This window comes from Paraburkholderia fynbosensis, assembly GCF_902859935.1.
In the GTDB taxonomy this organism is placed as follows: Bacteria; Pseudomonadota; Gammaproteobacteria; order Burkholderiales; family Burkholderiaceae; genus Paraburkholderia; species Paraburkholderia fynbosensis.
Genome location: NZ_CADIKI010000014.1, coordinates 198,904 through 223,704 on the forward strand (window position 1 = coordinate 198,904; position 24,801 = coordinate 223,704).

Sequence of the window (24,801 nt, forward strand, 5' to 3'; positions counted from 1 at the left end):
GCGTTATTGCGGCGGCGCGTCGGCTTGCGGCCAGCGGTTGTCGAACACGCAATCGGCGAGCGGCAGGCGCGTCGCCCAGCGCTCCGTTTCCAGCATCGGCTCGCTGTAGAACTGGTCGACATGACCGAGGCACAGTATCGCAACCGGCCGCGCGCCCTCGGGCATGTGCAGCAGCGTACGAACCGCGTCGACGTCGAACAGCGACACCCAGCCCATGCCGAGCCCTTCGGCGCGCGCGGCGAGCCACATGTTCTGGATCGCGCACGCCACCGATGCCAGATCCATCTCCGGTAACGTGCGGCGCCCGAAGATATGGCGTTCGCGCCCGTCCATCAGCGCGATCACCAGCAGTTCGCCGCACTCCAGCATGCCTTCCACTTTCAGCTTCATGAACTCTTCGCGGCGCTTGCCGAGCGCGTCGGCGGTGGCGAGCCGTTCGCTTTCGACCGTCGCATGCAAGGCGGTGCGCAGCGCGGAATCGGTGATCCGCATGATTCGCCACGGCTGCATGAAGCCGACGCTCGGCGCGTGATGCGCCGCGTCGAGCAGACGCGCGAGCACGGCGGGATCGACCGGATCGCGCACGAAGTGGCGCATGTCGCGGCGTTCGTAAATCGCGCGATAGACGGCGTCGCGCTCGGAGTCGTTAAAAGGCTTCGCCATGGAACAGGGCGGCCGTGAAGGCCGGGTTGGAGGGCCAGTAAGCGTGCATGTAGGTCGCCACGATCGAGCCCGCGCGATAGATAGCCTCGCCGGGGCCGTCGCCGTTCGGCCGGGTGGCCAAGCGCAGTGGCGTGAGGGGGCTGATCAGCTTCGAATAGTGAAACGTGTGACCGGTCAGCGGCCCATGCAGGCCGTCGATCTGCTGCATGCCGAGCGCGGTGAAGCGGGTTTGCATCGTCGCATGGCCGGGCAGCAGGCCGAGCATCGGCGTGGTGACGCAGTGCGTGTCGGTCAGCCGCTCGAGCAGGTAGAGCATGCCGCCGCATTCGGCCACCAGCGGTTTGCCCGCCGCCGCGTGCGCGCGGATCGACGCGGCGCTGCGTGTGCTGGCGGCGAGCGTCGCGGCGTGCAGTTCCGGGTAACCGCCGGGCAGATAGAGCGCGTGGGCGTCGTCGGGCAAGACCTCGTCGGCGAGCGGCGAGAAGTAGTCGAGCCGCGCGCCGAGCGCTTCCAGCAGCGCGACGTTGGCCGGATAGATGAACGAGAACGCGGCGTCGCGGGCAATCGCGATGCGCTTCCCGTCGAGCAGACGCGGCAACGCTTGCGGCACCGGCGCGCCGAAGTCGACCGGCGGCGGCAAGGCGCTGAGCGCGGTCTGGGCGAGCGTGTCGGCGACGTGGTTCAGACGCGCGTCCAGATCGTCGATCTCGGCGGCCTGGTGCAGCCCGAGGTGGCGGTCGGGCAATGCGATTTCATCGCTGGCTGCGATATATCCGCACCAGCGCAGCCCGGCGGGCAATGCCTCTTGGAGCATCTGCGCGTGCCGCGCCGAACCGACGCGATTCGCGAGCACGCCATGAAACGGTACCTGCGGGCGAAAGTGCGCGAGGCCGAAGGCGACCGCGCCGAAGGTCTGCGCCATCGCCTTCGCGGAAATCACTGCGAGCACCGGCACGCCGAAGACCGTTGCGAGATCGGCGCTGCTCGGCGTGCCGTCGAACAGACCCATCACGCCCTCGATCAGGATCAGATCGGCTTCGGCCGCCGCCTGGGCGAGCAGATTGCGGCACGCGGCTTCGCCAACCATCCACAGGTCGAGCGACAGAACCGGTGCGCCGCTCGCGCGCGCGAGGATCATCGGATCGAGAAAGTCCGGGCCGGTTTTGAACACGCGTACGCGCCGTCCCAAGCGTTGGTGATAGCGCGCGAGACCGGCAGTGATCGTGGTTTTGCCCTGGCCCGAAGCGGGAGCGCTGATGAAGAGTGCGGGGCAGGCGCGCGAGGAACTCTCCTTCGGGCGCGCTCCGGAGTAAGTCTCCTGAGCGGACGCCCCGGTAGACGTTCCCTGGGAGGGCGCCCCGTGCGAAGCGCAGGCATCGCCCTGTTGGGCCGCTCCTGATGAAGTGCCGTCGAGCCGCTCGGACATCGCTCAGAACTCCACGCCGCGCTGCGCTTTCACGCCTTGCTCACGATACGGATGCTTGACGATGCGCATTTCGGTGACGAGGTCGGCGGCCTCGATCAGCGCGTCCGGTGCGTGGCGGCCGGTGACCACCACGTGCAGCATCGCGGGGCGCGCATTCAGCACCGACAGTACTTCGTCGAGCGGCAGGTATTCGTACTTCAGCACGGTGTTCAACTCGTCGAGGATCACCATCTGGTAGTCGCCGCTTTCGATCATCCGGCGCGCTTCGTCCCAGCCCTTGCGGGCGGTGGCAATGTCGGCGTCGCGGTTCTGCGTGTTCCAGGTGTAGCCGTCGCCCATCGTGACGAAATCGCAGTTCGCGATCGCGCCGAGGAAATCGCGCTCCGACGTATGCAGCGCGCCTTTGATGAACTGCACGACGCCGAGGCGCATGCCGTGTCCGAGCACCCGCACGGCCATGCCGAACGCGGCGGTGGTCTTGCCTTTGCCGGTGCCGGTGTTGACGATCAGCAGGCCTTTTTCGACGGTCGCGTTGGCCTGCTTCTTCTCGTGGCCTTCGCGTCGGCGCTCGGTCATGCGTTGATGCGATTCGGGGTCGGTCTTCATCGAAGGTCCTGTCGGTGAGGGGCGTGGTCGGGTGGTTCGACGCTGGCGGCGGTTGCGGCCGTGGCGATTGCCACGGTGACGTCACCGTGGTGCGTTTTGGAGACGAGGAGGCGGGCGGTGGGAGCAGTCGGTGCAATGGGTACGGCACGTGCGGCGGACGTAGCAGGAGCGGCAGGCGGTATTGCGTCCGGTGCGGTGTGCGCCGCGCATGCGCCACGCACAGTCGCCGCTACAAGCGCGGCAGGCTCACACGACGCCGCTAGCAGCGCGCACGGTTCGCAGACGCCGTCCACGCCGAGATGCTCGCGCACGGCGTCCGACGGTGTCGCAACGGTGATTGCCGCGATCTGCTCACGGCTGAAGAGCAGCAACGGCAGCGCGTGACGCGCACAGAATTCGAGCAGACCCGGCTCGTCAGCTTTGGTGTCGACTGAAGCGATCGCACGAATCCGTTCGATTGCATGTGGGCCGAGCGCGGCGCGCACGGCCGCTTCGATCTGCGCGGGCGAGGTGTTCCGGCGGCAACCAATGCCGACGCTCAGCGTTTTCATTGGGGGTCCGTTCCGGGAGTCGAGGCCGCGGCGGTAGCGGCACCAGCAACAGAATCGCCCTGAGCGTCGGAGCCGCCCCTGCGAGCAGCCGCCGCCGCATGAGCCATGTCCGTCTCCGCCGCCATACGAGCCAGCGCCAGCGACGCCACCCCGCCAATCACCACAATCGCTGGCGAGCCAAGCCCCGCGTGGGCGACAGCATCCACGAATCCGCCGAGCCGCGCCAGCACGTGACGCTGTTCGGCACGCGTAGCCGACTCGATCGCCGCGCACGGCGTGTCGGCGCGCATGCCGGCCGCGAGCAGCGCGGCGGCGATCTCGTTCAGGCGCCGCATGCCCATATAAATCACCAGCGTCATCCGTGTAGCGACGAGTACGGCCCAATCCGGCTCGCCGCTGCCCGCGCCGTGTCCCGTGACGAACACGACGCCCTGTGCGTAATCGCGATGTGTGACCGGGATGCCGATTGCCGCGGGCGCGGCAATCCCCGCCGTGATGCCGTTGATCACTTCGACCTCGATGCCCGCTTCATGCAGCGCCTGCTGTTCCTCGCCGCCGCGGCCGAACACGAACGGATCGCCGCCTTTGAGCCGCGCCACACTGCGTCCGGCCCGCGCGTGCCCGAGCATCTGCGCGACGATGCCGGCTTGCGGCGTGGACGGATGCCCGCCGCGTTTGCCCACGTACACGACCAGCGCGTCATCGCGTGCGAATTGCAGCACGTCGGGATTGACCAGGTCGTCGACCAGCACCACGTCGGCTTGCGCCAGCGCGCGGGTGGCCTTCAGCGTCATCAGTTCGACGTCGCCGGGGCCCGCGCCGATCAGCCACGCGCGGCTCATCGCGGCGGGCACGACGCGCGCCATGTCGTAACCGGCGGGAAGGGGGGAAGCGGGCAGCGGTGTCCCATGGCGGAGATTGAAATCATGCGGTGCAACGGATTCGGGCTCGGTGAAAACGCGGCTGGTTCTTGGCGAATCCAGCGAGAGTACGGCTCATACGGAATACGCGAATGGACGCGTCACGTCGTGCTTCAGCGCCTTCATATCCGTCCCTCGCGGATTCCGGCGGCTGGCGGCGTGACGTGCGCCGCCTCTGTGTCTGGCCGGTATCCGGGCTGGCGGCCTCATGCGCTTTGCCTTCCCGTGCAGTATTCGCCGGACAGTGGCATCGAAAATACGCATGCGCGGCAGGGCTGATCGAACAGCGCGCCGCAGGTCGCTTACCGTTGGGGGTAATTAGCATACCGCGCATGGGTGACATATAACAACGTATATCTTTTTAAATCAAAGGGTTATCAGCGTATGGCACCGCAATGCAACGTATGGCAACGCCCCGCGGTTTCCCACGGTTTCCCATGGGGCTCCCGCAAGGCGACCAGAAGGAACAGCATTATGCAACGCATCGTCATCACACGAGAACTGCTTGACTCGATCCGCCTACCAGGCGAGTGTCGGGCGATCCAGAAAACGCTGATAAGGTAATCGCACATGACCGATGCCAGCAAGCATTCGCAATGCACCTCGCGCCCGGCCGTTGATGCCCTTCAATACGAAAAGCTCGCGCTCGCGGCTTTCCGTCTGTGCGACCGGCAGAGAGAACAACTCGACAAGCTGGTCACGCTCGCGGCGTCCGTATGCTGGAGCCCCGCTGTAACGAACGAAGAAAGGGCGAAACAGCGGACGTTGCTGCAACTGCTGGTCGATACGGGCGAGGCGGATCAGCGGAGCAACGAGTGCGATAGTGAACTGTTCCAGGTCATCGCGCTCGATGCCAAGGGCGTGGCGCACAGCCGTATCACGGCCCGTGATACGGCTAGCCTGCTGTCCGATGCTGTGTGAAGCGCTTCAGAAAGCGATGCAGTCGATAGAGTCGCGCCGCGCCGACCGTCCCGCGCGAAAGCAGATTCAAGGTCAGCGACCCCCCCACTGACCGATACGCGACACCCGTTGTCCTGATGAAAAAGGCGCGATTTCCATCGCGCCTTTTTTGCTTTCCATTGCAATGAACCTCGTACTACAAAATAGACCGGATGTAGGATGTTACTTACAACGGACTACTAATAAATACAGCTAAATGTAAAACCCGTATTCGTTCGAGTAGGACATGTCGTCAAACCATCCGAAGTCGTAGTCGTCACTTCCGCTGTCGTAACTGTCGTCCAGGGTGAAGTTGTACTGGTTGCCACCCGACGAGACAAGCATGTTATTGCTGCCGTAGTCGGCCCATCCTGTCTCATATCCGGTCGGACCATATGCGACCGCGTTATAACCGCCGCCCACGCCATAGGTGAACTGCGTGAATCCCGTCAGGTTGCCGTTGGTGTCGTAAGAGTCGTACTCCATTTCCTGACCATTGCCATTGAAGATGATGGCGTCCTGCGTACCATTGGCGTTGAACTGATGCGCGGTCATGCTGCCGTTGCTGCCGTACTGATCGTATTCGATCAGCCGGCCCGATGGCCCGTCCCAGAACCAGTCATCGGTCTTCTGGCCACTCGTATTGAAACTTGCGTATTCGACTTCCTGACCATTGCCGTTGTAGACAATCGCCGTCTGCGAATTGTCGGCATTTAACAGGTGGACAATCTGCTGATTGCCTGAAAACTCGATTAGTTCGGTCTCCCGGCCGTTCTTGTCGAAAAAGGCATCCGAAGTCAGCGCGCCGTTCGCTGCAAACGTTGCGTATTCGGAGACATGTCCAGACGGATCAAACATGGCGGAATTCTGCGTGCCGTCCGCGTTGAAGATATGCGCGGTCCCGCTACCGTCCGCGTTGTAGTCGTCTTGCTCTGTCGCGCGGCCGGTCGTAGCGTCATAGAAGGTATCCTGCGTGAGCTTGCCGTTGGTGCCGAACGTTGCGTACTCGGTTTCGCGGCCGGCTGCATCGTACGCGATTGCGTTCTGCGTGCCGTTGCTGTTGTACAGGTGCGCAACTGAACTGCCGTCCGCGCTCCAGTCCCTTTCCTGTGTCTCGCGGCCGGTCGCGGCGTCATAGAGAATATCCTGGGTGATCTTGCCGTTGGTGCCGAAACTTGCCTGTTCCGTCTGGTGACCCGCAGCGTTGAAGTAAACCTGGTCCTGCGAGCCATCGGCATGGAACAGGTTCGCCACCGCGCTGCCATCCGCGTTGTAGTCATCCCGCTCTGTCGCGCGGCCAGTCGCGACGTCATAGAAGGTATCCTGCGTGAGCTTGCCGTTGGTGCCGAACGTTGCGTACTCGGTTTCGCGGCCGGCTGCATCGTACGCGATTGCGTTCTGCGTGCCGTTGCTGTTGTACAGGTGCGCAACTGAACTGCCGTCCGCGCTCCAGTCCCTTTCCTGTGTCTCGCGGCCGGTCGCGGCGTCATAGAGAATATCCTGGGTGATCTTGCCGTTGGTGCCGAAACTTGCCTGTTCCGTCTGGTGACCCGCAGCGTTGAAGTAAACCTGGTCCTGCGAGCCATCGGCATGGAACAGGTTCGCCACCGCGCTGCCATCCGCGTTGTAGTCATCCCGCTCTGTCGCGCGGCCAGTCGCGACGTCATAGAAGGTATCCTGCGTGATCTTGCCGTTAGTGCCGAACGTTGCGTACTCGGTTTCGCGGCCGGCTGCATCGTACGCGATTGCGTTCTCCGAGCCATTGGCGTTTAACAGGTGAGTGGTCCAGCTACCGTCCGCGTTCCAGTCGATTTCCTGCGTCTCGCGGCCGGTCGTGGCGTCATAGAGAATATCCTGCGTGATCTTGCCGTTGGTGCCGAAACTCGCATACTCCGACTTATTGCCGTGAGAGTCATAAACAGTTGCGTTTTGCGAGCCGTCCCTATTGAACTGAACGGCAGTCTCGGAACCGTCGCTATGAAACTGCTCCTGGCCTGTCGGATCGCCGTGGGCATCGTAAATATTGGCAACGTAGCTGCCATCAGCGTTATGGCTATAAACAGTTTGAGTCAGAACGTTGCCGAACTGATCTGTGGTCACAGAGGAGGTAATGGTTGATCCGCTAAAGTATTGTGTCGCAGAATCGCCGGAGGAAAATGTTTCACGGATGGACCCGATATTTCCGGTTCCGTTTGCATCACCAAACGTAGCGCCTGTTAGGTCTCCCGGAGCTGGAGGTTTAGCGCCGTTGGCTTCGCCGTAATAGGTAAAGTAGTTCTCCCCGGAGACGCTGTTGGGAATGGTCGCAAATACCCCCATCGCGTCTTCAATCATCCATTGCTTATCCGCGCTGCTCGCGACACCTCCAGTTAAATCGAGCGCGTGTTGTTTGTCGAGAAGTTCTTGCAGTCCTGTGCTTAAAGTATTGCCGTTTGAATCTGTGGCCCACTGTCCCGCAAGATAGATTTGCGAGCCGCCGTTACTTTTGATTTCGTTTTGAACGACCCAATTGTTGTAGGCGGCCTCGCCTTCTTGATGTAATCCGATCATCGCGTTAAGTCCGTACGCATTTGGATCACCCGGACTAACGGTGTATTCGGCGCGAAATGCGGCATCGGCTCCGGCATTCATGAAGTGACCGATTTCGTGGGCAAGGTTTCCGACTAGGATTTCTGGCGTCCAACTCTGATAGTTGTTTGCGAAAACCACGCCATTAGGCTCAAATGCGATAGCTCCGGTCGTTCCCTGCTGCATCGCTCCCATCGTTCCGGCGATGACCGCAGCTCCATAGGCTTGCAGCTCAGCCACCAAGGTTGGGCTTTTGTTAATGAGCGCGAGGGCTTGTGGCGTGATTTTGACATTGCCCCAAAAGGCTTCATTGCCGGTAAGGGTGGTGGAATTTGCCATATATAAATCCTAGAAAAATTACGTTTACGCTATTAGTACCAAGGATAATTGTCACTACGCCCGATCAGGTCATAGATTCCCCTCCCATGAGATTTCTGGTGAATACTTTTCAGCATGTTGCGATTTTCATCTTGTATTTTTGTGAGATTTCCAAATCCTATAAATAGCTTTGCTCAGCAAATCACCGTTTCCCGCTGCTCGCCCTAAACCGGTTTCGCAGCGCTTCTCGGCCCCATCAACAAGTTCGATGTGCCAGGCGACATCAGTAGCCGATAGACTCGGGTTTTTTTCGGGACTCGCCCACATGGCATTAGCTGGCGCAACAACGGATTGCAGTTCTTCAAAATTTAGGGTTATCGACTCAGCCTTAGCCGGTTTGCTTACTGGTTTTCCCGATTCGAAAGTCCAAACGCTTTCAACTTTTGAAAGCTTTCCGGCATCCAGATCGACTACGTACATGTCCCACGCCGGAGTTAAGAAGGAACTGCTTCCTTCGATAATTCCTCGTTTAGGCCGGAAGCTATCAAGTGGTTTTCTATCGATCGCGCATTTGCCCGCCGCGTCGCCACCATTTCTAATCGGCCCAAAATTTATTTTTTCCCCATTATCGGAAACAATTGCGCAGGCTGCGATAAACCCCGCGAAACCAGTCGAGGCGATGATGTTAATGAGCTTTCTAAACATAAATTTTTCGTGAAATTTTTTGGTTGAATGAATTCCCAGTCTCGCATTGATTTTTGAATGCCATCCCATACCGGCTCAAACTTGGAAAATGTTTATTTCATTTGTGCATTTCGCATCGAGGCCATCAAATCGGAAAATTAACTCGATATCATTAGCCCCTTTGAAGTGGTAATTAACACTGTAAACGGGCGCGTGGGCATATGTTGTTCTTCTGACGTAGCCGAATTCTTTGAATAACTCAGATTCCGTGATGCACTCATGCAAAGCAATATTGCGCACTAAAATGATGACTCTGCGATAGGATTGATCGTTGGGCACATAGATGCCATAGCGAAATCTAATTTTCTGACGCAAGGAACTATTGACGCGTGGAACCGTTTCCACTTCAAAATCCTCGCCCGTGATTACATCCTTCAAATCTTTAACCTGCGACGGGGGTTGGATTTCCAAAGTTAAATTTAATTTGCTCGCAACATTTTTATAATCAGAAAAATCTCCCGTCCGGACAATTTCTTTTATCCCGTAAAGCCAGTGAACATGCGCAAGTTCATCTTGTTCCGCAGACAACTGTGCGCAGCCAACACTTGAAGCGCAAACGAAAGGGGTTGCAATGGCAGTAATGGTGATGTTTCGCATTTCCACTCCTTTAGTCCCACATTGATTTCTGGATGCCATCCCACACCGGCTCAAACAGTAACCTGAAGCGCTACGCGACCGCGTTTTAATAAAAATCCGTGCATGCAAATGTTTTTACAATCGAAGTTACTTGTTTTTGCATTTCCCTCCAATCTTTGAGATGTTGCGGGTTGTATGTCATCTCGATGAAGGAATCCAGATCTGGCATGACAAAGATTTGTGTGCATTGGGTTGGTACATATGGGGGCGCAATCATCCGATGGCATTCGATTTTTGTGGTCCACTCAGACGTGTCGGTGTAAAGGTCCTTATGGCCTGACTGAGCAATAAAACTGGCTTCATTTGGCGTCGAGCCAACCAGCTCCTCATGCCGCAAGCCATATATATTTTGGTCCGTAATCTCGTAGTGCCACGCGGCTGCTGGATAGCTCGAATTGCTTTCCTTCACCCGATGGATGTAATGCCTGAGCCAGCCTTTTTCCCCGATTTTCGCCTCATGGTTATTCGATCGAATGCCGATCAAGATCCAGTCCTGATTGAATCCATAGCGGTTTTTCTCGTGAAACCAACTGTCCAGATTCTCACCGCTGCGAGGTGCGTAATCCGGCATATGCAAGAGCACCCCAAAACTACTGATTTTCATGGCCGGTGTCGCGATGCGATCGCGATTTTTTTCAAGCCACTGGGCATTCCAGATATCGTCCCCTTCATACACGACGGGAAAGAACCGATATTTTGCCGGAATGGCCATCGTTATTCCGTTCAGATTGCCGAGTGCCATGGCATCAGGATCAAATCTTTTTTTTTGTCCCCGACGCGTGAATGCAGGCGGCGACCAGTGCGCAGGTAAGCACGATACAGAGGACTGTCTTTCTGTATTTCATAAATTTAGGTTCTTTTAATCCCGCATTGATTTCTTAATGCCATCCCATACCGGCTCGAACAGTTAACCTAAAGCGCTACGCGACCGCGTTTTAATAAATACCCGAGGATGCAAATGTTTTTACCATCGAAGTTACTTGTTTTTGTATTTGCCTCCAATCTTTTAGGTGTTGTGGGTTGTACTTTATATCGACAAAGGAATCCAATTCCGGAATGATGAATGTTTGTTCGCAGGTTGTCGGCACATAGGGCGGAACGACCATTTGTTCACATTCAATTTTGGCCGACTGGTCTTGAATATCAGCGTAAAAATCTTTATGCATTGATTGCCAGGAAAATTGGCGATCATTTGAGGAAGCCCCGACCATCACTTCATGGTGGAGACCGTAAATATTTTGTGCGATTTCATAGTGAGATGCGGCTGAAGAAAATTTGACATTGCTTTCCCTGACGTCGTCAATGTAATGCTTGAACCAGCCTTTTTCATGTATTTTCCCCCTGTTGTTATTCCACATAATGCCAACCGTAATCCAGTCCTGATTGAACCCGTAACGGTTTTTCTGATGATGCCAGCTATCTCCATTTTCAGAATTGAACGGCGCATAGTCCGGGAGATGCAGCAGTAATGAAAAGGTACGAATCTTCATGTCGGGTGTCGGGACGCGATTGCGATTCTTCCTCAGCCATTCGGCATTCCAGATATCATCACCCTCGTACTCAATGGGGAAGAACTGGTATTTCACCGGAACAGCCATCGGCATACCATTCAGTTTGCCGAATGTCGGCGAATTGGGATCAATCTTTCTGTTTGTGCCCGACACGTGGATGCAGGCAACGACCAATAAGCTGGCAAGTACAATTGAAAAAGCAGTTTTTTTGTATTTCATATGTTTCTATTTTTCAGTCCCGCATTGATTTCTGAATACCATCCCATACCGGCTCGAACAGGTAATCGAACGCGCTGCGCGGCCGGGTTTTAATAAAGACCTGCGCATGCAGCCCCGGCCCAAGCACTATCGGTTCTTTCGCGATCCGGTTTGCACGGGCCACCGCATCGGGCGGAATCTCGATATGCGCCAGATAGAACGGCTGTCGCGTCTCCTTGTCATTCAGCGAATCGGCGGACAGATAGGTCACCGTGCCTTCCAGCACTGGCGAGGTACGCGGGTTATACGCAGTCAGCCTCACATCGGCATGACTGTTCGGGATGATCTCCCGCACGTTGTCGGGCTTGATCTTCGCTTCGATAATCAGCGGCGCGTCTGTTGGCACCAGATCGAGGATCGGCTCGCGTGGACCGATAGCCGCGCCAAGCGTATGCAGCCGAAGCCCCACGACCTCGCCAGCTACCGGTGCCGTGATGCGTGTACGTGCATCGGTGTCCTGTGCGGGGCGCAATTGCTCCGTAATCTGCAAGATTTTCGCCGTGGTGTCCTTCAACTGACCATCGGCTGATTTCACATAGTCGTTGCGCAACGTGGCAATCTTCAGATCGAGATCGGTCTGCTTCTGCCTTGCGCGAATCAGTTCCGCCGCATCCGACTGTTGACGCGACTGATAGTCGGCCGCAGCGCGACGCAATTCCATCATCTTGGTCTCGGTGACGTAACCCTCGCTGCGTAGCTGTTGGTTGACCTGCAATTCCTGCCTTGAAATGCCCAGGCTTTGTTCACTGGTGTTCACGAGTGCACTGACAGCGGTAATCTCCTGACGCGTCTGTGCCGCCTGTTCATGAAGCAACGCCAGCTGGTCTGCCAGCGCCTTGCGCTCGGAGTCGAATAGCGTCTTTTCCCGCTGCATCAACTCTGCAATACCCTGCTTCAAGGAGTTGTCCGTAAAGCGGGCCGGAAACGTGACGGCGTTTTTCATATCGCGCTCGGCGGTGAGCCGTGCCGCTTTCGCTTCGTCGTCATCCAGTTGCGACTGCAATGCGGCCACTTCCGCGCCGGGGCGCACGTTGTCCAGCGTTATCAGCAGGTCGCCAGCCTTGACGCGATCACCGTCTTTCACATGGATCGCCTTGATAATGCCGCCTTCCTGATGCAGGACGGTCTTGCGTTCACCATCGTCCCGCACGACGCCTTCGGCGACGACCGCACCGGATAGCGGCGCAAGCGTGGCCCACAGACCGAGTGCGCCCATTCCCACGACCAGCACAATGCAACCAGCCGTAATCGTCCTGCGCGGCAAGCGCGGGCCATCGTCGAACGGATGAAGGTCGGACACATTGGTAAAAGGGTGCGTCAGTCTGGCGCAAACGGTCTGGATAGCTGTTCCTAGTTTCATGACGTCGGAGCCTTTCGGAGTTGCGGCCTGTCGGCAGGTGGTCCAGCCGGATTTGTGCGTGATCGCATCCACGCTTCGACCTGCTCGCGGGTTCCGAAACACTCCATCTGGCCGCCGCGCATCACCAGTACGCGGTCGGCAATCGACAGGACGGTCTGCCGGTGACTCACCACGACGACCGTCACGCCGTCCCGCTTCAGTTGCAGCACGGCATTGTTCAATAGCCGTTCGCCGTCGGTATCGAGATTGGCATTCGGCTCGTCAAGAAGCACAAGCCGGGGTTCGCCATAGAGCGCGCGGGCGAGGGCAACGGCTTGGCGCTGGCCGCCTGACAAGGTCTCTCCCGCCTCGCCAATCTGCGTTTCGTAGCCATTTGGCAAGGTAAGGATCAACTCGTGAACGCGCGCCCGCTGCGCCGCACGAACGATAGCGCCCGCGTCCGCTTTCGCCAGATCGGGGTCGCGGGCGATGTTGCCTGCAACCGTCCCGGAGAACAGTTCCACGTCCTGAGGCACGTAACCGAGAAAGCGACTGAGTGATTCACGCGGCCACTGCGCGATATCAGCACCGTCAAGGCGAACCGTGCCCGACTGTGGTGCCCACAAGCCGGCAAGCAACCGCAAGAGCGTTGACTTTCCAGACGCGCTTGAACCGACGATCACCAGAAGTTGCCCCGGAGTCAGCGCGAAATGAATACCCCTGAGTAACATGCGCCCACGCGGATCACCCACGCCGCGACTGTTGAACGTTAGTGACTCGACCGTGAGCCGTCCCTGAGGTCGCGGCAATTCAACTGGTCGCGTTACCGGTGGGCGACGATAGAGCGCGTCGAGCCGCTTCCAGCTTTGACGCACCTCAATAAACTGCTTCCAGCTCCCAAGCATATGCTCGACTGGCGCGAGCGCCTTGCCTAACAGGATGGTGGTGGCGAGCATGACGCCGCCCGTCGCAATCTGGTTAATGACTAGCCATGCACCGGCCGCCATCATCACGACCTGAATCGCCTGACGTAGCGTCTTGCTGATGTTCCGGCTAAGGGCTGAAGTGTCGGCCGCTTGCGCCTGCGCGTCGAGATCGATGCGCCGACGCGACGACCACGCATCGAGCACGGCCGTATTCATGCCGAGCGCCGTCACGATTTCCGCGTTACGGTTGATCTGTGTGTATAGCTGGTCTGTCTCGCGCTGATGTGCGGTGTAGGCGCGCACGGTGTTTTTCGTCAGCCGGTCATTGAGCAGCGCCACGCTCACAAGCAGCACCGCGCTCGCAATCGCAATCAGGCCAAGCGACCAGTGAAACAGGAACATGAGAACGAGATAAACGACAAGCCACGGCATATCCAGAAACGCCGTGATCCCTGATCCGGAGAGGAAAGCCCGCAATGCAGCGACGTCCTGCGCCGTTGCAACGTCGAGCGATTGAACGCGCCGCGCATGCGCTTCGATTCGCGCGGCCAGTGAGAGCCGGTCAAGGCGGTCAGCAAGCTGCCGGCCGAGGTCGCTCAACAGGCGACTGCGCACCACATCGACGGCCAGCATCATCAGCAATGCGATGACCATAAAGACCATCAGCATGGCGAGTGTTTCCAGGCTTCGGCTTGGCAACACGCGGTCATAGACCTGTAAGAGGTACAACGTGGGGGCGAGAACCAGCAGATTGCTGGCAACACCGAACAGCGCGGCAAACCACGCGTGTCGCTTGATTGCATGAAACATGAAGGTCTTTTTATTTGTTTGGCTGGTCGGGTTGTCCGTCGCTGCTGCCGACGAGTTGCGCGAGCGTCGTGCCGTCGAGCTGGGCCACGCTTGCCTTGAGATGGAGAAATTGCATCAGCGTGTCGTAGCGCGCTTTTGAAAGATCGCGCCGGGTGCTGAACAGTTTGTCCTCGGCATTCAGGACATCTGCATTGATCCGCACACCCACCTTGAAGCCCTTGCGATTCGAACGCAGGGCGGTCTCAGCCGACCGCTGCGCGGTGCGAAGCGCGGAAACCTGCGCCAGTCCATCACGTACACCAAAGAACGCCTGTTGTGCTTCCAGCGCAGCCGAACGGCGCGCGTCTTCAAGATCGTGGTCTGCCTTGTCGCGCAGTGCGAGCGCCTCGCGCTTTCTGCTCGTCGTGGAGAATCCGTCGAACAGGGGAATGCTGATCTGAATTCCCACTTCGCCGGACGTTGCCCGGTTCGCGCCGGTATTGAAGTTTGTCTGTCCGTTGATGAATGCCGCATTACCGTGACTGACATTGCCGACAATCGATATGCTCGGCATGAATCCCACATTGACCTTCGAGACTTCGCGTCGTGCAATCTCAAGGGCGATCTGCTGCTGTCTGACGTCCAGCCCTGACGTTTCGGCATCCGACACCCAGTTCTCAACTGGCTGAGGTATGGAAAGCGATAACGCCGCATCGTCATTGAGTGGGTCCAGGCCATCGACAGGATGCCCCACTATCTTTTGCAGGGCGGCGTATCGGGTCGCGAGGTCGCCTTGTGCATGTGCAAGGTCAGCCACGGCAGCGTCCGCGGCTGCCTGTCCTTCATCAAGGTCAACGACGGTGGCAGCGCCTAGCGAGAATGTTCGTCGTGTGAGCGCCAGTTGTTCGGCGACTGAACGCTGATGCTCCTGGGCCAGCAGGAAAGTGTCCTTTGCGCCCAGCGCGTCGAAGTATGCCTGCGACACACGAAGTGTCGCATCCTGTTTTGCACTTGCGAAGGCGAGGCCGGACGCCATCACGGATAGGGTGCTTTGCTGATAGATTTGCCAGTCGTCCCACTTGAAAACAGACTGGTTCAGCGACAGCGTTGACCCGACCGTCGAATAGCCGGCCGCAGGCTGGCCGGGGACATTGACGGTGTTCCTGAATGTGGATTCCGTGAAGGAGAGATGAGGCAGCAGCGCGCCGCGCGCCTCGGGTTCCTTTTCAAGTCCTGCCCGATAGGCCGCTTCGGCGCTCGCAAGTTTGGCGTCGTTGGCGAATGCGTCGTCGGCCAGTTGCAGCAGGCCTGCCGCATACGTTGGCACGCTGCCAGACAGTAGCGTGAGGAGGCCGAGCAAAATCGCACAGTTTTTCGACAGACGCGCGGTCTGTCTGGTCAGACGACATCGTGAACAATTCCTGGTGACCATCACAGGCTCACGGCGACGCTGATTTGATTCGTTGGCATTCGCTAAATTTCCTCCTGGACAATTGACCAAGAGGCTACTGCTTCGTCCCCTTTTTAAGAGTCGGACGAATCTGAAATGCAAATGCCGATGTTGTCGAAGCCGAGAAGAGTCCGGGAGTTGTCTTGCGTCCGGTAATTGTGAAACCGGAAAATCGTCCGCCGTCCGTCAACTGGCCTCGCCGGGTAGATGATGACGAGTGAGTGCGTTCCCGCTGTGTCGTTCGCGCGTGTCCGGTGACCCAGCCTCATAACCGCCGCCAATGACAAGTGGTCCTTACGAATTTCCCCAGACGGCTGGGGTTCTTTCCGCAAACATCCCGCAACTTCCCCACTCGCTCCCCACGGCAAGGCAGTCGCCCCACAGGGCTCCAACACATCTGGCTGCAACCCTTGCCTGACAAGGCTTCCGATAGGGGTTCTCACGTAAAATGCCGGTTGCGGGGGCAGCACAGGTTGAGCACATGACGCGCTGCCTGTTTCCCGCTTAACTGCACACGCGAACGCATGTGCGGGTACCAAACGCGCGCATACGTTAGCACATGGCACCCGGTCCGATAAGCGCCTGCGGCCGGCGTTTCCTTGACTGCGCGGGGCCGCGGGCCTACACTCGCACGCACTTTGGTGCTCGTGTGCGCGCTCGTGCGCATGCAGTTAAACGGGAAACAGGGTGCCCGCCTGCATTGGACCGGGTCAACCTGTGCTGCCCCCGCAACGGTAAGCGAAAAGTGGCGTCGGCTGGATTGACCGACGCTGCGGAGCCGGCTTCGATGTCCACGCGCAAGGCCGCGTCGGCATATCACCACTGGGCGAGAAATCACTCGTCCGGGAAGGGGAAGCGGCGCTTTCGCCAGCCCGGATACCGGCCAGAATACGCAGGACGCCCGTCGCGGGGATGCGACGGTGCGTTCATGACCTCACACCCGCTTTCTGTTTACTGTTGTCGCGGCAACGCCGCCGTTCGTCCCCGTGTGTTGTGATCGAGCCGGCTTCGGCAGCGCGTGCGCCTCGTGCGTGTGCGCCCGGCCGGGCCATGCAGACAGACGCGCGAACGTACCGACGGCCCCGTGCAACGCCTACGGATGGACCTCACAATGCAAACTCAAATGCGCAAGATCCCCGTCACCATCGTCACGGGCTTTCTCGGCAGCGGCAAGACCACGCTGCTGCGGCATATTCTTCAGCATGCGGGCGGCAAGCGCATTGCGGTGATCGTCAACGAGTTCGGCGAGCTCGGCATCGACGGCGAAATCCTCAAAGGCTGCGGCGTCGGTTGCGATGAAAACGGCGTCGAAACGGAAGGGCAACTGTATGAACTCGCGAACGGCTGCCTGTGCTGCACCGTGCAGGAAGAGTTCTTTCCCGTGATGGAAAGGCTCGTCGAGCGCCGCGAGCAGATCGATCACGTGCTGATCGAAACCTCCGGTCTCGCGTTGCCCAAGCCGCTGGTGCAGGCGTTCAACTGGCCGCAGATCAGGAACAGCTTCACCGTCGATGCGGTCGTCACGGTCGTCGACGGCCCGGCTGCCGCCAGCGGCCAGTTCGCCGACAACCCCGTGGCCGTCGACGCGCAGCGCAAGGCCGATCCGAATCTCGATCACGAGTCGCCGCTGCACGAACTGTTCGAAGATCAACTCTCGGCGGCCGACCTCGTGATCCTGAACAAGACGGACCTGCTCGACGACGCGCAGCAAGGCGCGGTCGAAGCGGTGATCCGCGAAGAGATTGCACCGCAGGTGAAGATCGTGCGCGCGCAGCTGGGCCAGCTCGATCTCCATACGCTGCTGGGTCTCGAAGCGGCGTCGGAGGAAACGATCCACTTGCGCCACGATCATCACGGTTCCGCCGAGGACGCCAATCACCACCATGATGAATTCGATTCGGTGGTGGTGCAGGCGAGCGCGCCGTCGCGCGAAGCGGTGATCGCCGCGCTGCAAGCGCTCGTCGAAGCGAACACGATTTACCGCGTGAAAGGCTTCGCTGCATTGCCGGGCGCACCGATGCGTCTCGTGATCCAGGGGGTGGGCCGGCGCTTCGACAGCTATTTCGATCGGCGCTGGCAGCCCGGCGAAGGGACCCAAAGCCGCTTCGTGCTGATCGGCGAAGACCTCGACCAGGCCGCGTTGCAACGCGCGTTCGACGCGGCGCTCGGCGTCGTGTCGTCGAGCGCCGCGGCCAGCGAGGCGTAAGCGCTCATGCATCTGCTGCGCACGACGCCGGGCGGTTTCGTCGACGATACGCAGGGCGTGATCCGTATCGATCAGCAGCCCGCCGACATCGTCGTGCTCAGTTCCGCCGACACCACGCTGTCGCTGCTCGCGAGTGTTTTTCCGCGGCTGGGGGAGGGCTTCCCCAGCGTGCGGCTCGCGAACGTCACGTATCTGCGGCAACCGGCCTCGGTCGATTTCTATCTCGAGGATGTGCTGCAGCACGCGCGCGTGGTGGTGGTCGATCACCTGGGCGGTGAAGCGTATTGGCCGTACGGGATCGAGCAGGTGGTCGCGCTGGCGGAGCGTAAACAGCAGACGCTCGCGATGTTTTCCGGCGACTTGCAGGAAGATCCGAACCTGCTCGCGCGCAGCACCGCCGACGCCGATCTGTGTCATCAGCTCTGGCGCTATCTGCGTGAAGGCGGGCCGCAAAACGCCGAGGCGTTTTTGCGCTGCATCGCGCACCGCGCGTTCGGCTGGGCGCGCGAGCCTGCGCCGCCGCGCGCGTTGCCGGCCGCCGCGCTCTATCATCCGCGGCACGACGTGCCGAGCGTCGCCGACTGGCAGGCGCGCTGGCAAGCCGGCGCGCCGGTCGCGGCGATCCTGTTCTATAAGGCGCATCTGCAGGCGGCCAACACGGCGGTGTTCGACGCGCTGATCGACGCGCTCGAAGCGCAGGGCCTCAATCCGTTGCCGATCGCGATCACGTCGCTGAAAGATGCGATGAGCCGCGACGTCGTGCAGACACTATGCGCGCAACACGAGGTCGCGCTGGTGTTGAACACGACGGCCTTCGCCGCGTCCGCGATCGACGACCCCGCGCCGCTCGCGCTGGCCGGCGACGCGCCGGTGTTCCAGGTGATCCTGAGCGGCGGCAATCGCGACGACTGGCTCAAGGACAACCACGGCCTCAATTCGCGCGATATCGCCATGCATGTCGCGCTGCCGGAGGTGGACGGGCGCATCATCACGCGCGCGATCAGTTTCAAGGGGCTCGCGTATCGCTGTGCGCACACCCAGGTCGACGTGGTGCGTTATCAGCCGGACCTTGAACGTGTGGGCTTTCTCGCCGAACTGAGCCGCCGCTGGTGCCGTCTGCGTTCACTCGATAACGCGGACAAAAAACTCGCGCTGATTCTCGCCAACTATCCGATGAGCGAAGGGCGCATCGGCAATGGCGTGGGACTCGACACGCCCGCGTCGGTGGTCGGCATGCTGGCGATGCTGCGCGACGAGGGCTATCGTCTCGCGGACGAATTGCCCGCCGATGGCGATGCGCTGCTGAAGAAGCTCACGGAAGGCGTAACCAACGATCCGGTGATGCGCGATCTGCGGCCCGCGCTGCAAAGCCTCGCGCTCGACGACTATCTCGGGCATTTCAACGCGTTGCCGGCCGGCGCGCGTCAAGCACTGAATGCGCGCTGGGGCACGCCCGAGCAGGATCCGACGCTGCGGCGCGGCCGCTTCATGATCGCGGGCTGGCGGTGTGGGCAGGTGTTCGTCGGCATCCAGCCTTCGCGTTCGCGCGAGCAAGGCGACTATGCGAGCTATCACGACGCCGATCTGGTGCCGCCGCATGCGTACCTCGCGTTCTATTTCTGGCTGCGTCACCAGTTCGGTATCGACGCGGTCGTGCATGTGGGCAAACACGGCAATCTCGAATGGCTGCCAGGCAAGAGCGTCGCGTTGAGCAACGCATGCTGGCCCGATCTGATCCTCGGGCCAATGCCGCATCTGTATCCGTTCATCGTCAACGATCCGGGCGAGGGCAGCCAGGCCAAGCGGCGCGCCCAGGCGGTCATCATCGATCACCTGATGCCGCCGCTCACGCGCGCCGAAAGTTATGGGCCGTTGCAGGATCTGGAGCGTCAGGTCGACGAATACTATGAAGCGCTGATGGTCGATCCGCGCCGCTCGAAGCTGCTACGGCGCAGCATTCTGGCGACGATCGTCGAGCACAAGCTGCATGAGGAGCTGAGTCTCGCGGAGCCGAGCGGCGAGGATGACGAGGACGCGCTGCTCACGCGCGTCGACGCGTGGCTGTGCGAACTGAAGGAAGCGCAGATTCGCGATGGCTTGCATACGTTCGGGCAATCGCCCGACGGCGTGCAACGGCGTGACACGTTGCTGGCGTTGGGGCGCTTTCCTGTCGGCGACGGGCAAGGCGCTAAGGCCGGCTTGATCGACGCATTGGCGCGCGATCTGCGCATAGATCATCTGTTCGATCCGCTGTCCGTGGATTGGTCGGCGGTGTGGGACGGCCCGCGTCCCGATGTGTTGCAGCAGGTGAGCGATGCGCCGTGGCGGCATGGCGGCGACACGCGCGAACGGCTCGAGTTGCTGGCGGCGGAAATGTTGAGCGGCGTGTGTGGCGACCGGGGCGATCTGAGCGAGCTGCACGGCGGAATATCACGCGCGATAACGCCAGCCGGTACGCTGCCGCAAGCGGAGCAGGTCATCGAGCGCTTGCGCGACGACGTGCTGCCGAGGCTCGACGCCTGCGGTCGACAGGAAATGCTGCATCTGAGACGCGGCCTCGAAGGGCGCTTCGTGCCGCCGGGGCCGAGCGGTTCGCCGTCGCGCGGGCGGCCCGACGTGCTGCCCACCGGCCGAAATTTCTATTCGGTCGACACGCGCGCAGTGCCGACGCAAGCCGCGTGGTCGCTCGGACTGAAATCCGCGCAGCAGTTGCTCGAGCGGCATCTGCAGGACAAGGGCGATTATCCGCGCGCGATCGGGCTCTCGGTATGGGGCACCGCGACGATGCGCACCGGCGGCGACGACGTCGCCCAGGCGCTCGCACTGCTCGGCGTGCGGCCGAAGTGGGCGCCGGGCAGCCATCGCGTGACCGACTTCGAGATCATGCCGATCGAAGCGTTCGACCGTCCCCGTATCGACGTCACGTTGCGCGTGTCCGGCTTTTTCCGCGACGCCTTTGCGAACGTGATGCACCTGTTCGACGCCGCCGTGCAGGCCGTTGCCGAACTCGACGAACCCGAAGCGCTGAATCCGATTCGTGCGCGCGTGCGGCGCGAGCGCGATGCGCTGATCGCGCGCGGCATGGATGCTGCCGAGGCACGCCGGCGCGCCGGCTGGCGCGTGTTTAGCGCACGGCCCGGCGCGTATGGCGCGGGTCTGCAGGACATGATCGACTCGCAGCAGTGGCAGACCGACGCCGATCTCGCGAACGCGTATCAGGCCTGGGGTGGCTACGCGTACACGCAGAAGCACTCGGGCGAAGCAGCGCGCGATGCGTTCGGTGCGCGCCTCGCCGCGCTGGACGTGGTGCTGCAGAACCAGGATAACCGCGAGCACGACCTGCTCGATTCGAACGACTACTATCAGTTCCAGGGCGGCATGGTCGCGGCGGTGCGGCATCTGACCGGCACTCAGCCGAGCGTGTATCACGCCGATCACAGCAACCCGAGCGCGCCGCGAGTGCGCACGCTGCATGAGGAAATCGCGCGCGTGATTCGTTCGCGTGTCGTCAATCCCAAGTGGATCGATGGCGTGAAACGCCACGGCTATAAGGGCGCGGCCGAGATCGCCGCAACCGTCGATTATCTGTACGGTTACGATGCGACCGCGCGGGTGATCGCCGATCATCAATATGCGCTCGTCGCCGATGCTTATCTGAACGACGTTAATACCCGCGAGTTCTTGCAGCGGCACAACCCGCATGCATTGCATTCGGTCTGCGAGCGTCTGCTCGAAGCGATGCAGCGGGGGTTGTGGCAGGCGCCGGGCGAATACCGCGCGCAAGTCGAAGGGCATCTGCTCGCGAGCGAGCAGCAGATCGAAGGAATGCAGACATGAATGCAGCGACACCAGCAGTGAGCCACCAGGCGGCCGGGGATCCGCGGCCTGATCAGCGGCCCGCGTTTCCGTTTGCCGCGTTGATCGGCCAGGCGCCGTTGCAGCAGGCGCTGCTGCTGGCCGCGATCGATCCGGGGCTGGGCGGCGTGCTGGTCGCCGGGCCGCGCGGCACGGCCAAGTCGACCGCGGCGCGCGCGCTCGCCGAGTTGCTGCCGCAAGGGCAACTGGTGAATTTGCCGCTCGGCGCGAGCGAAGACCGTCTGATCGGTACGCTCGATATCGAAACCGTGCTGCGCGACGGCTCAGTGCGCTTCTCGCCGGGCCTGCTCGCGAAAGCGCACCACGGCGTGCTGTATGTGGATGAAGTCAATCTGCTGCCCGATGCGCTCGTCGATGCATTGCTCGACGTCGCGGCGAGCGGCGTGAACACCGTCGAGCGCGATGGCGTTTCGCATAGCCACGACGCGAGCTTCGTGCTGATCGGCACGATGAATCCCGAAGAGGGTGAACTGCGGCCGCAATTGATCGACCGTTTCGGCTTGATGTTCGAGTTGCAGAACTGTTTCGAGCCGGCAATGCGTCAGGCGATCGTGAAGGCGCGGCTCGCGTTCGATCTCGACCCGCAGGGTTTTCGCGCGGGCTATGCGGGGCGGCAGGCGGCGTACGTCGAGCGGATTCGTGCCGCGCGCGAAGCGCTGCCGCAGCTCGCGTTCGATGATGCCGTGCACGCGCACGTCAGCGCGTTGTGCATCGAAGCGGCCGTGGATGGTCTGCGCGCCGATCTCGTGATGCTGCGCGCGGCGCGGGCGTTGGCCGCGCTGGAGCAGGCGGTCGCGGTAACGGCGGAGCATGTCGACCGGGTCGCCGGGGCGGTGCTGATTCATCGGCGTCATCAGCGTGATGGGCAGGCAGGTGGCGATGCGTATGAGAGCGAAGCGCAGCGGCAAGCCGATGCGGGCGGCGCTGCGGATCGACCGGCAGGGTCCGGTGCGGATGCGGCGTCGGCGTCTCCCGGCGCCGACGAGAACGACTGGGGCTACCTGCCGCCCGAGCCGGCCCCGACCACGCAAGTCAAAGGCGTCATACCGCTTGGCGCAAAAAAACGCTGAGCCATCGGAAGGGCGCCGCCGCTGACTCGCGCAGCGGTTTTCGATGGCGACAAGGCGTGGGTGCGAATTCGCGCAGTCATCTGCGGAGCGATCCGCGCGGCAAGTCGGGTACGTGCATCGCCTGGCCGCTAACGCTTGCCGCGAAGCGCGCGGCGCCGCTGCGTGCGGAGCATCTGCGCTTCGTGCGCGAGGCACCGCGCGGCGGCGTGCTGCATTGTTTCGTGCTCGATTGTTCCGGCTCGATGCTGGCCGGGCAGCGTCTCCCGCTCGCGAAGGGCTTGCTGATCGCGCTGTTCGACCGCGCGAGCGCCGCGCGCGCCGAAGCTGCGCTGATCTGTTTCGGCGGCACGGATGCGGACGTGCGTTTTGGCCCGGCCGTGCCGCGCTGGTGGAACGAGCGCTGGCTCCGGCCGGTGGGTGGTGGCGGCGGCACGCCGCTCATGTCCGGCATCCGGCGCGCCGCACAGTTGCTCGCGCAGAGTGCGCGTGTGAAGCCCGCCCAGCAGCGTTGGCTGTGGATTTTCACCGATGGCCGCACGCGCGACGAACCCACGCGCCCGCTCGACGCGGACGAAGTCATATTCGTCGATTTCGAGCAGGGGCCGATACGGCTCGGCCGTTGTGAGGCACTCGCGGATGCCTGGGGAGCGCGGCGTGTCAGGCCCGAAGAGTTGATCGGCTGAGCTGCGCGTGCGTCTGTGCGTCCGCTTCGATACGCTTATTTCAGGCCGTTCGACCAGTGCTGCACGTCGTCCTGCCGGTCGAATACGAAGACTTTCATCGCCATCTGCTGGGACGCGTCGAGCCGATCCAGCTCGAGCCCGTGGTTCGACGGGGCGCCCGGCGCGTTACCTTTCTGCACGTTGCGGATGATGGCGCTGGTCTCGATCTGCGTATCGAATTCCGCCGACTTCAGGCGGAACGCGATACGCAACCGTTCGCCGACCGCGCCGAGGGTCCACGAGGCACTCAACGACATGCCGAGCGCGCTGATGCCCTTTGCCAGACCGAGTCCTTCATATGTATCGCCCGTTTCGCCGATACCGAAACGTACCGCCAGATGCGCCTGAACGCGGATCGATTTGCGCTCGCGCAGACGACGCACGACGCCGGGCTTCGACAGCACGACGTAGTCGAACGGCGCGCGGCAGACCGCTTCGACCGTGCAGACGAAGCGGAACACGGCCTGGCTGGCGATGGCGACGATCTCGATGTTTTCGCCCGGCCCGAGCGATAGCTGGCGGCCTTGCTGCAACGGCGGCGTGACGAAGAGCGTGTGATTCGGCGCGAAACCGATGATGCGGCATGGATGCATTGGCGCGCCGCTGCCGAGTTGTGAACGCACGCCGATCAACGCGCCTATTTCGAGGTGCATGTCCTTGAGCGTCAGTTCGCCGGCGGAGTCCGCGGATGGTGCTGCCGTGGGCGGCGGTTGGCTAGCCGTGCCCGGCAAATTACCGCGCTGCGGGTGAAAGTGGCCGAACAGGAAGTTGCGCTCGTCCGTGTTCGCGAGAGTAGTGCCGCTGGCGAACAGCAGTGTGCCGTCGCTGTCGACGATCGGCCAGGCGAGGGGCGTGCCGACCGGCACCGCATCCGGGGCAAGCACCGGAGATAGCGCGACGGGCGAGTTTTCCACGACGTGTTCCTCGACAGGATCATCCATAGTCGGACGTTTATTTTAAGTGGCGGGATATCTTGGTTGACGGCGGCGGGAGTGAAAACTTTAGTGCGAGGCTATTGCGGTCGATTACGCGTCGGCGGTTCCAAACGGGGTGTTCGATAAAATCGGATAACTAACTAATTTTTCGCTGTGCCCGGAGGCGTGACTTTGCTGGCCAGAAGAAAATTCACCGAAGGGGCTTGACGCCATGGCGGCCGGTCTCCATAATCTCGCTTCTCTGCTGCTGATGCAGCGACGCAGAACGACGCGGTGCCGGGTGGTTGAAGTGGGCGCTGTGCGTGAGCGGATCGATCTTTAAAAATTAACAGCCGATAAGTGTGGGCG

20 protein-coding genes and 1 riboswitch are annotated in these 24,801 nt (G+C 60.9%); of the genes, 5 read left to right on the forward strand and 15 right to left on the reverse strand.

Annotated features, from left to right (window positions below; translation table 11 throughout):
- Nucleotides 1-3: 3 nt before the first annotated feature.
- The 5 genes from bluB to cobA form a co-directional block, all read right to left on the reverse strand.
- The gene (gene bluB / locus HV770_RS23270) at nt 4-663 is read right to left on the reverse strand and encodes a 5,6-dimethylbenzimidazole synthase (protein WP_175163369.1); all 660 of its coding nucleotides are present in this window, start codon (nt 661-663) and stop codon (nt 4-6) included.
- Entirely contained in the window at nt 647-1,921 is a 1,275-nt protein-coding gene (locus HV770_RS23275) for a cobyrinic acid a,c-diamide synthase CobB (RefSeq protein WP_246291117.1), read from the reverse strand. The genes bluB and HV770_RS23275 overlap by 17 nt, the downstream gene beginning before the upstream one ends.
- Before the next feature lie 171 nt (nt 1,922-2,092).
- Nucleotides 2,093-2,695, reverse strand: coding sequence for a cob(I)yrinic acid a,c-diamide adenosyltransferase (gene cobO, locus HV770_RS23280; protein WP_175163373.1), 603 nt, complete (start codon nt 2,693-2,695; stop codon nt 2,093-2,095).
- Entirely contained in the window at nt 2,692-3,246 is a 555-nt protein-coding gene (locus HV770_RS23285) for a cobalamin biosynthesis protein (RefSeq protein ID WP_175163375.1), read from the reverse strand. The genes cobO and HV770_RS23285 overlap by 4 nt, the downstream gene beginning before the upstream one ends.
- On the reverse strand, nt 3,243-4,088 hold the full coding sequence (gene cobA, locus HV770_RS23290; protein WP_246291118.1) for a uroporphyrinogen-III C-methyltransferase: 846 nt from the start codon (nt 4,086-4,088) through the stop codon (nt 3,243-3,245). Before cobA ends, HV770_RS23285 begins: the two co-directional genes overlap by 4 nt.
- Before the next feature lie 648 nt (nt 4,089-4,736).
- On the opposite strand from cobA, the gene HV770_RS23295 reads away from it, so the two are divergent.
- Nucleotides 4,737-5,087, forward strand: coding sequence for a hypothetical protein (locus tag HV770_RS23295; protein ID WP_175163377.1), 351 nt, complete (start codon nt 4,737-4,739; stop codon nt 5,085-5,087).
- Between the two features lie 231 nt (nt 5,088-5,318).
- Here the strand turns inward: HV770_RS23295 and HV770_RS23300 are convergent, their stop codons facing one another.
- From HV770_RS23300 to HV770_RS23335, 8 genes are all read right to left on the reverse strand, one after another.
- Nucleotides 5,319-8,012: a hypothetical protein gene (locus tag HV770_RS23300; protein WP_175163379.1), complete on the reverse strand. Its 2,694-nt coding sequence runs from the start codon at nt 8,010-8,012 to the stop codon at nt 5,319-5,321.
- A 126-nt stretch (nt 8,013-8,138) separates the two neighbouring features.
- A complete protein-coding gene (locus HV770_RS23305; protein WP_175163381.1) occupies nt 8,139-8,765 on the reverse strand; it encodes a hypothetical protein in 627 nt (208 codons plus the stop codon).
- A 6-nt stretch (nt 8,766-8,771) separates the two neighbouring features.
- Nucleotides 8,772-9,332: a hypothetical protein gene (locus HV770_RS23310; protein ID WP_175163382.1), complete on the reverse strand. Its 561-nt coding sequence runs from the start codon at nt 9,330-9,332 to the stop codon at nt 8,772-8,774.
- An 85-nt stretch (nt 9,333-9,417) separates the two neighbouring features.
- Nucleotides 9,418-10,113, reverse strand: a complete 696-nt coding sequence (locus tag HV770_RS23315; RefSeq protein ID WP_175163384.1) for a hypothetical protein — start codon at nt 10,111-10,113, stop codon at nt 9,418-9,420.
- A gap of 193 nt (nt 10,114-10,306) precedes the next feature.
- Nucleotides 10,307-11,101, reverse strand: a complete 795-nt coding sequence (locus HV770_RS23320) for a hypothetical protein (protein ID WP_175163386.1) — start codon at nt 11,099-11,101, stop codon at nt 10,307-10,309.
- A 13-nt stretch (nt 11,102-11,114) separates the two neighbouring features.
- A complete protein-coding gene (locus tag HV770_RS23325; protein WP_246291105.1) occupies nt 11,115-12,572 on the reverse strand; it encodes an HlyD family type I secretion periplasmic adaptor subunit in 1,458 nt (485 codons plus the stop codon).
- Nucleotides 12,497-14,215: a type I secretion system permease/ATPase gene (locus HV770_RS23330; RefSeq protein WP_175163388.1), complete on the reverse strand. Its 1,719-nt coding sequence runs from the start codon at nt 14,213-14,215 to the stop codon at nt 12,497-12,499. The genes HV770_RS23325 and HV770_RS23330 overlap by 76 nt, the downstream gene beginning before the upstream one ends.
- A 10-nt stretch (nt 14,216-14,225) precedes the next feature.
- Nucleotides 14,226-15,626, reverse strand: coding sequence for a TolC family outer membrane protein (locus HV770_RS23335; protein ID WP_175163390.1), 1,401 nt, complete (start codon nt 15,624-15,626; stop codon nt 14,226-14,228).
- Between the two features lie 640 nt (nt 15,627-16,266).
- Nucleotides 16,267-16,546, forward strand: a riboswitch (cobalamin riboswitch).
- Between the two features lie 209 nt (nt 16,547-16,755).
- Between HV770_RS23335 and cobW the strand changes: the two genes are divergently transcribed.
- The 4 genes from cobW to HV770_RS23355 are packed head-to-tail and all read left to right on the forward strand — an operon-like array spanning nt 16,756 to nt 23,479.
- Nucleotides 16,756-17,850: a cobalamin biosynthesis protein CobW gene (cobW, locus tag HV770_RS23340; protein ID WP_281366227.1), complete on the forward strand. Its 1,095-nt coding sequence runs from the start codon at nt 16,756-16,758 to the stop codon at nt 17,848-17,850.
- A gap of 6 nt (nt 17,851-17,856) precedes the next feature.
- Nucleotides 17,857-21,687, forward strand: a complete 3,831-nt coding sequence (cobN, locus tag HV770_RS23345; protein ID WP_175163394.1) for a cobaltochelatase subunit CobN — start codon at nt 17,857-17,859, stop codon at nt 21,685-21,687.
- Nucleotides 21,684-22,796 carry a magnesium chelatase ATPase subunit I gene (locus HV770_RS23350; protein ID WP_175163396.1) on the forward strand — a complete coding sequence of 371 codons (1,113 nt, stop codon included), beginning with the start codon at nt 21,684-21,686 and terminating at the stop codon, nt 22,794-22,796. The genes cobN and HV770_RS23350 overlap by 4 nt, the downstream gene beginning before the upstream one ends.
- Nucleotides 22,797-22,852: 56 nt before the next feature.
- On the forward strand, nt 22,853-23,479 hold the full coding sequence (locus HV770_RS23355) for a vWA domain-containing protein (RefSeq protein ID WP_246291107.1): 627 nt from the start codon (nt 22,853-22,855) through the stop codon (nt 23,477-23,479).
- 35 nt (nt 23,480-23,514) lie between these two features.
- On the opposite strand, the gene HV770_RS23360 is transcribed toward HV770_RS23355, so the two are convergent.
- Together HV770_RS23360 and HV770_RS38225 are read right to left on the reverse strand one after the other, a co-directional pair.
- Nucleotides 23,515-24,459: a flagellar brake protein gene (locus HV770_RS23360; RefSeq protein WP_175163398.1), complete on the reverse strand. Its 945-nt coding sequence runs from the start codon at nt 24,457-24,459 to the stop codon at nt 23,515-23,517.
- A gap of 134 nt (nt 24,460-24,593) precedes the next feature.
- The coding region (locus tag HV770_RS38225) for a hypothetical protein (protein ID WP_217468637.1) at nt 24,594-24,801 on the reverse strand (208 nt) is incomplete at its 5' end.

Excerpts from the sequence above, each read along its gene's own strand:
- bluB (WP_175163369.1), bottom strand. The coding sequence starts at position 663 with ATGGCGAAGCCTTTTAACGACTCCGAGCGCGACGCCGTCTATCGCGCG.
- cobO (WP_175163373.1), bottom strand. The coding sequence starts at position 2,695 with ATGAAGACCGACCCCGAATCGCATCAACGCATGACCGAGCGCCGACGC.
- HV770_RS23285 (WP_175163375.1), bottom strand. The coding sequence starts at position 3,246 with ATGAAAACGCTGAGCGTCGGCATTGGTTGCCGCCGGAACACCTCGCCC.
- cobA (WP_246291118.1), bottom strand. The coding sequence starts at position 4,088 with ATGAGCCGCGCGTGGCTGATCGGCGCGGGCCCCGGCGACGTCGAACTG.
- HV770_RS23295 (WP_175163377.1), top strand. The coding sequence starts at position 4,737 with ATGACCGATGCCAGCAAGCATTCGCAATGCACCTCGCGCCCGGCCGTT.
- HV770_RS23300 (WP_175163379.1), bottom strand. The coding sequence starts at position 8,012 with ATGGCAAATTCCACCACCCTTACCGGCAATGAAGCCTTTTGGGGCAAT.
- HV770_RS23305 (WP_175163381.1), bottom strand. The coding sequence starts at position 8,765 with ATGGGATGGCATTCAAAAATCAATGCGAGACTGGGAATTCATTCAACC.
- HV770_RS23310 (WP_175163382.1), bottom strand. The coding sequence starts at position 9,332 with ATGCGAAACATCACCATTACTGCCATTGCAACCCCTTTCGTTTGCGCT.
- HV770_RS23315 (WP_175163384.1), bottom strand. The coding sequence starts at position 10,113 with ATGGCACTCGGCAATCTGAACGGAATAACGATGGCCATTCCGGCAAAA.
- HV770_RS23320 (WP_175163386.1), bottom strand. The coding sequence starts at position 11,101 with ATGAAATACAAAAAAACTGCTTTTTCAATTGTACTTGCCAGCTTATTG.
- HV770_RS23330 (WP_175163388.1), bottom strand. The coding sequence starts at position 14,215 with ATGTTTCATGCAATCAAGCGACACGCGTGGTTTGCCGCGCTGTTCGGT.
- HV770_RS23335 (WP_175163390.1), bottom strand. The coding sequence starts at position 15,626 with ATGGTCACCAGGAATTGTTCACGATGTCGTCTGACCAGACAGACCGCG.
- cobW (WP_281366227.1), top strand. The coding sequence starts at position 16,756 with ATGCAAACTCAAATGCGCAAGATCCCCGTCACCATCGTCACGGGCTTT.
- cobN (WP_175163394.1), top strand. The coding sequence starts at position 17,857 with ATGCATCTGCTGCGCACGACGCCGGGCGGTTTCGTCGACGATACGCAG.
- HV770_RS23350 (WP_175163396.1), top strand. The coding sequence starts at position 21,684 with ATGAATGCAGCGACACCAGCAGTGAGCCACCAGGCGGCCGGGGATCCG.
- HV770_RS23360 (WP_175163398.1), bottom strand. The coding sequence starts at position 24,459 with ATGGATGATCCTGTCGAGGAACACGTCGTGGAAAACTCGCCCGTCGCG.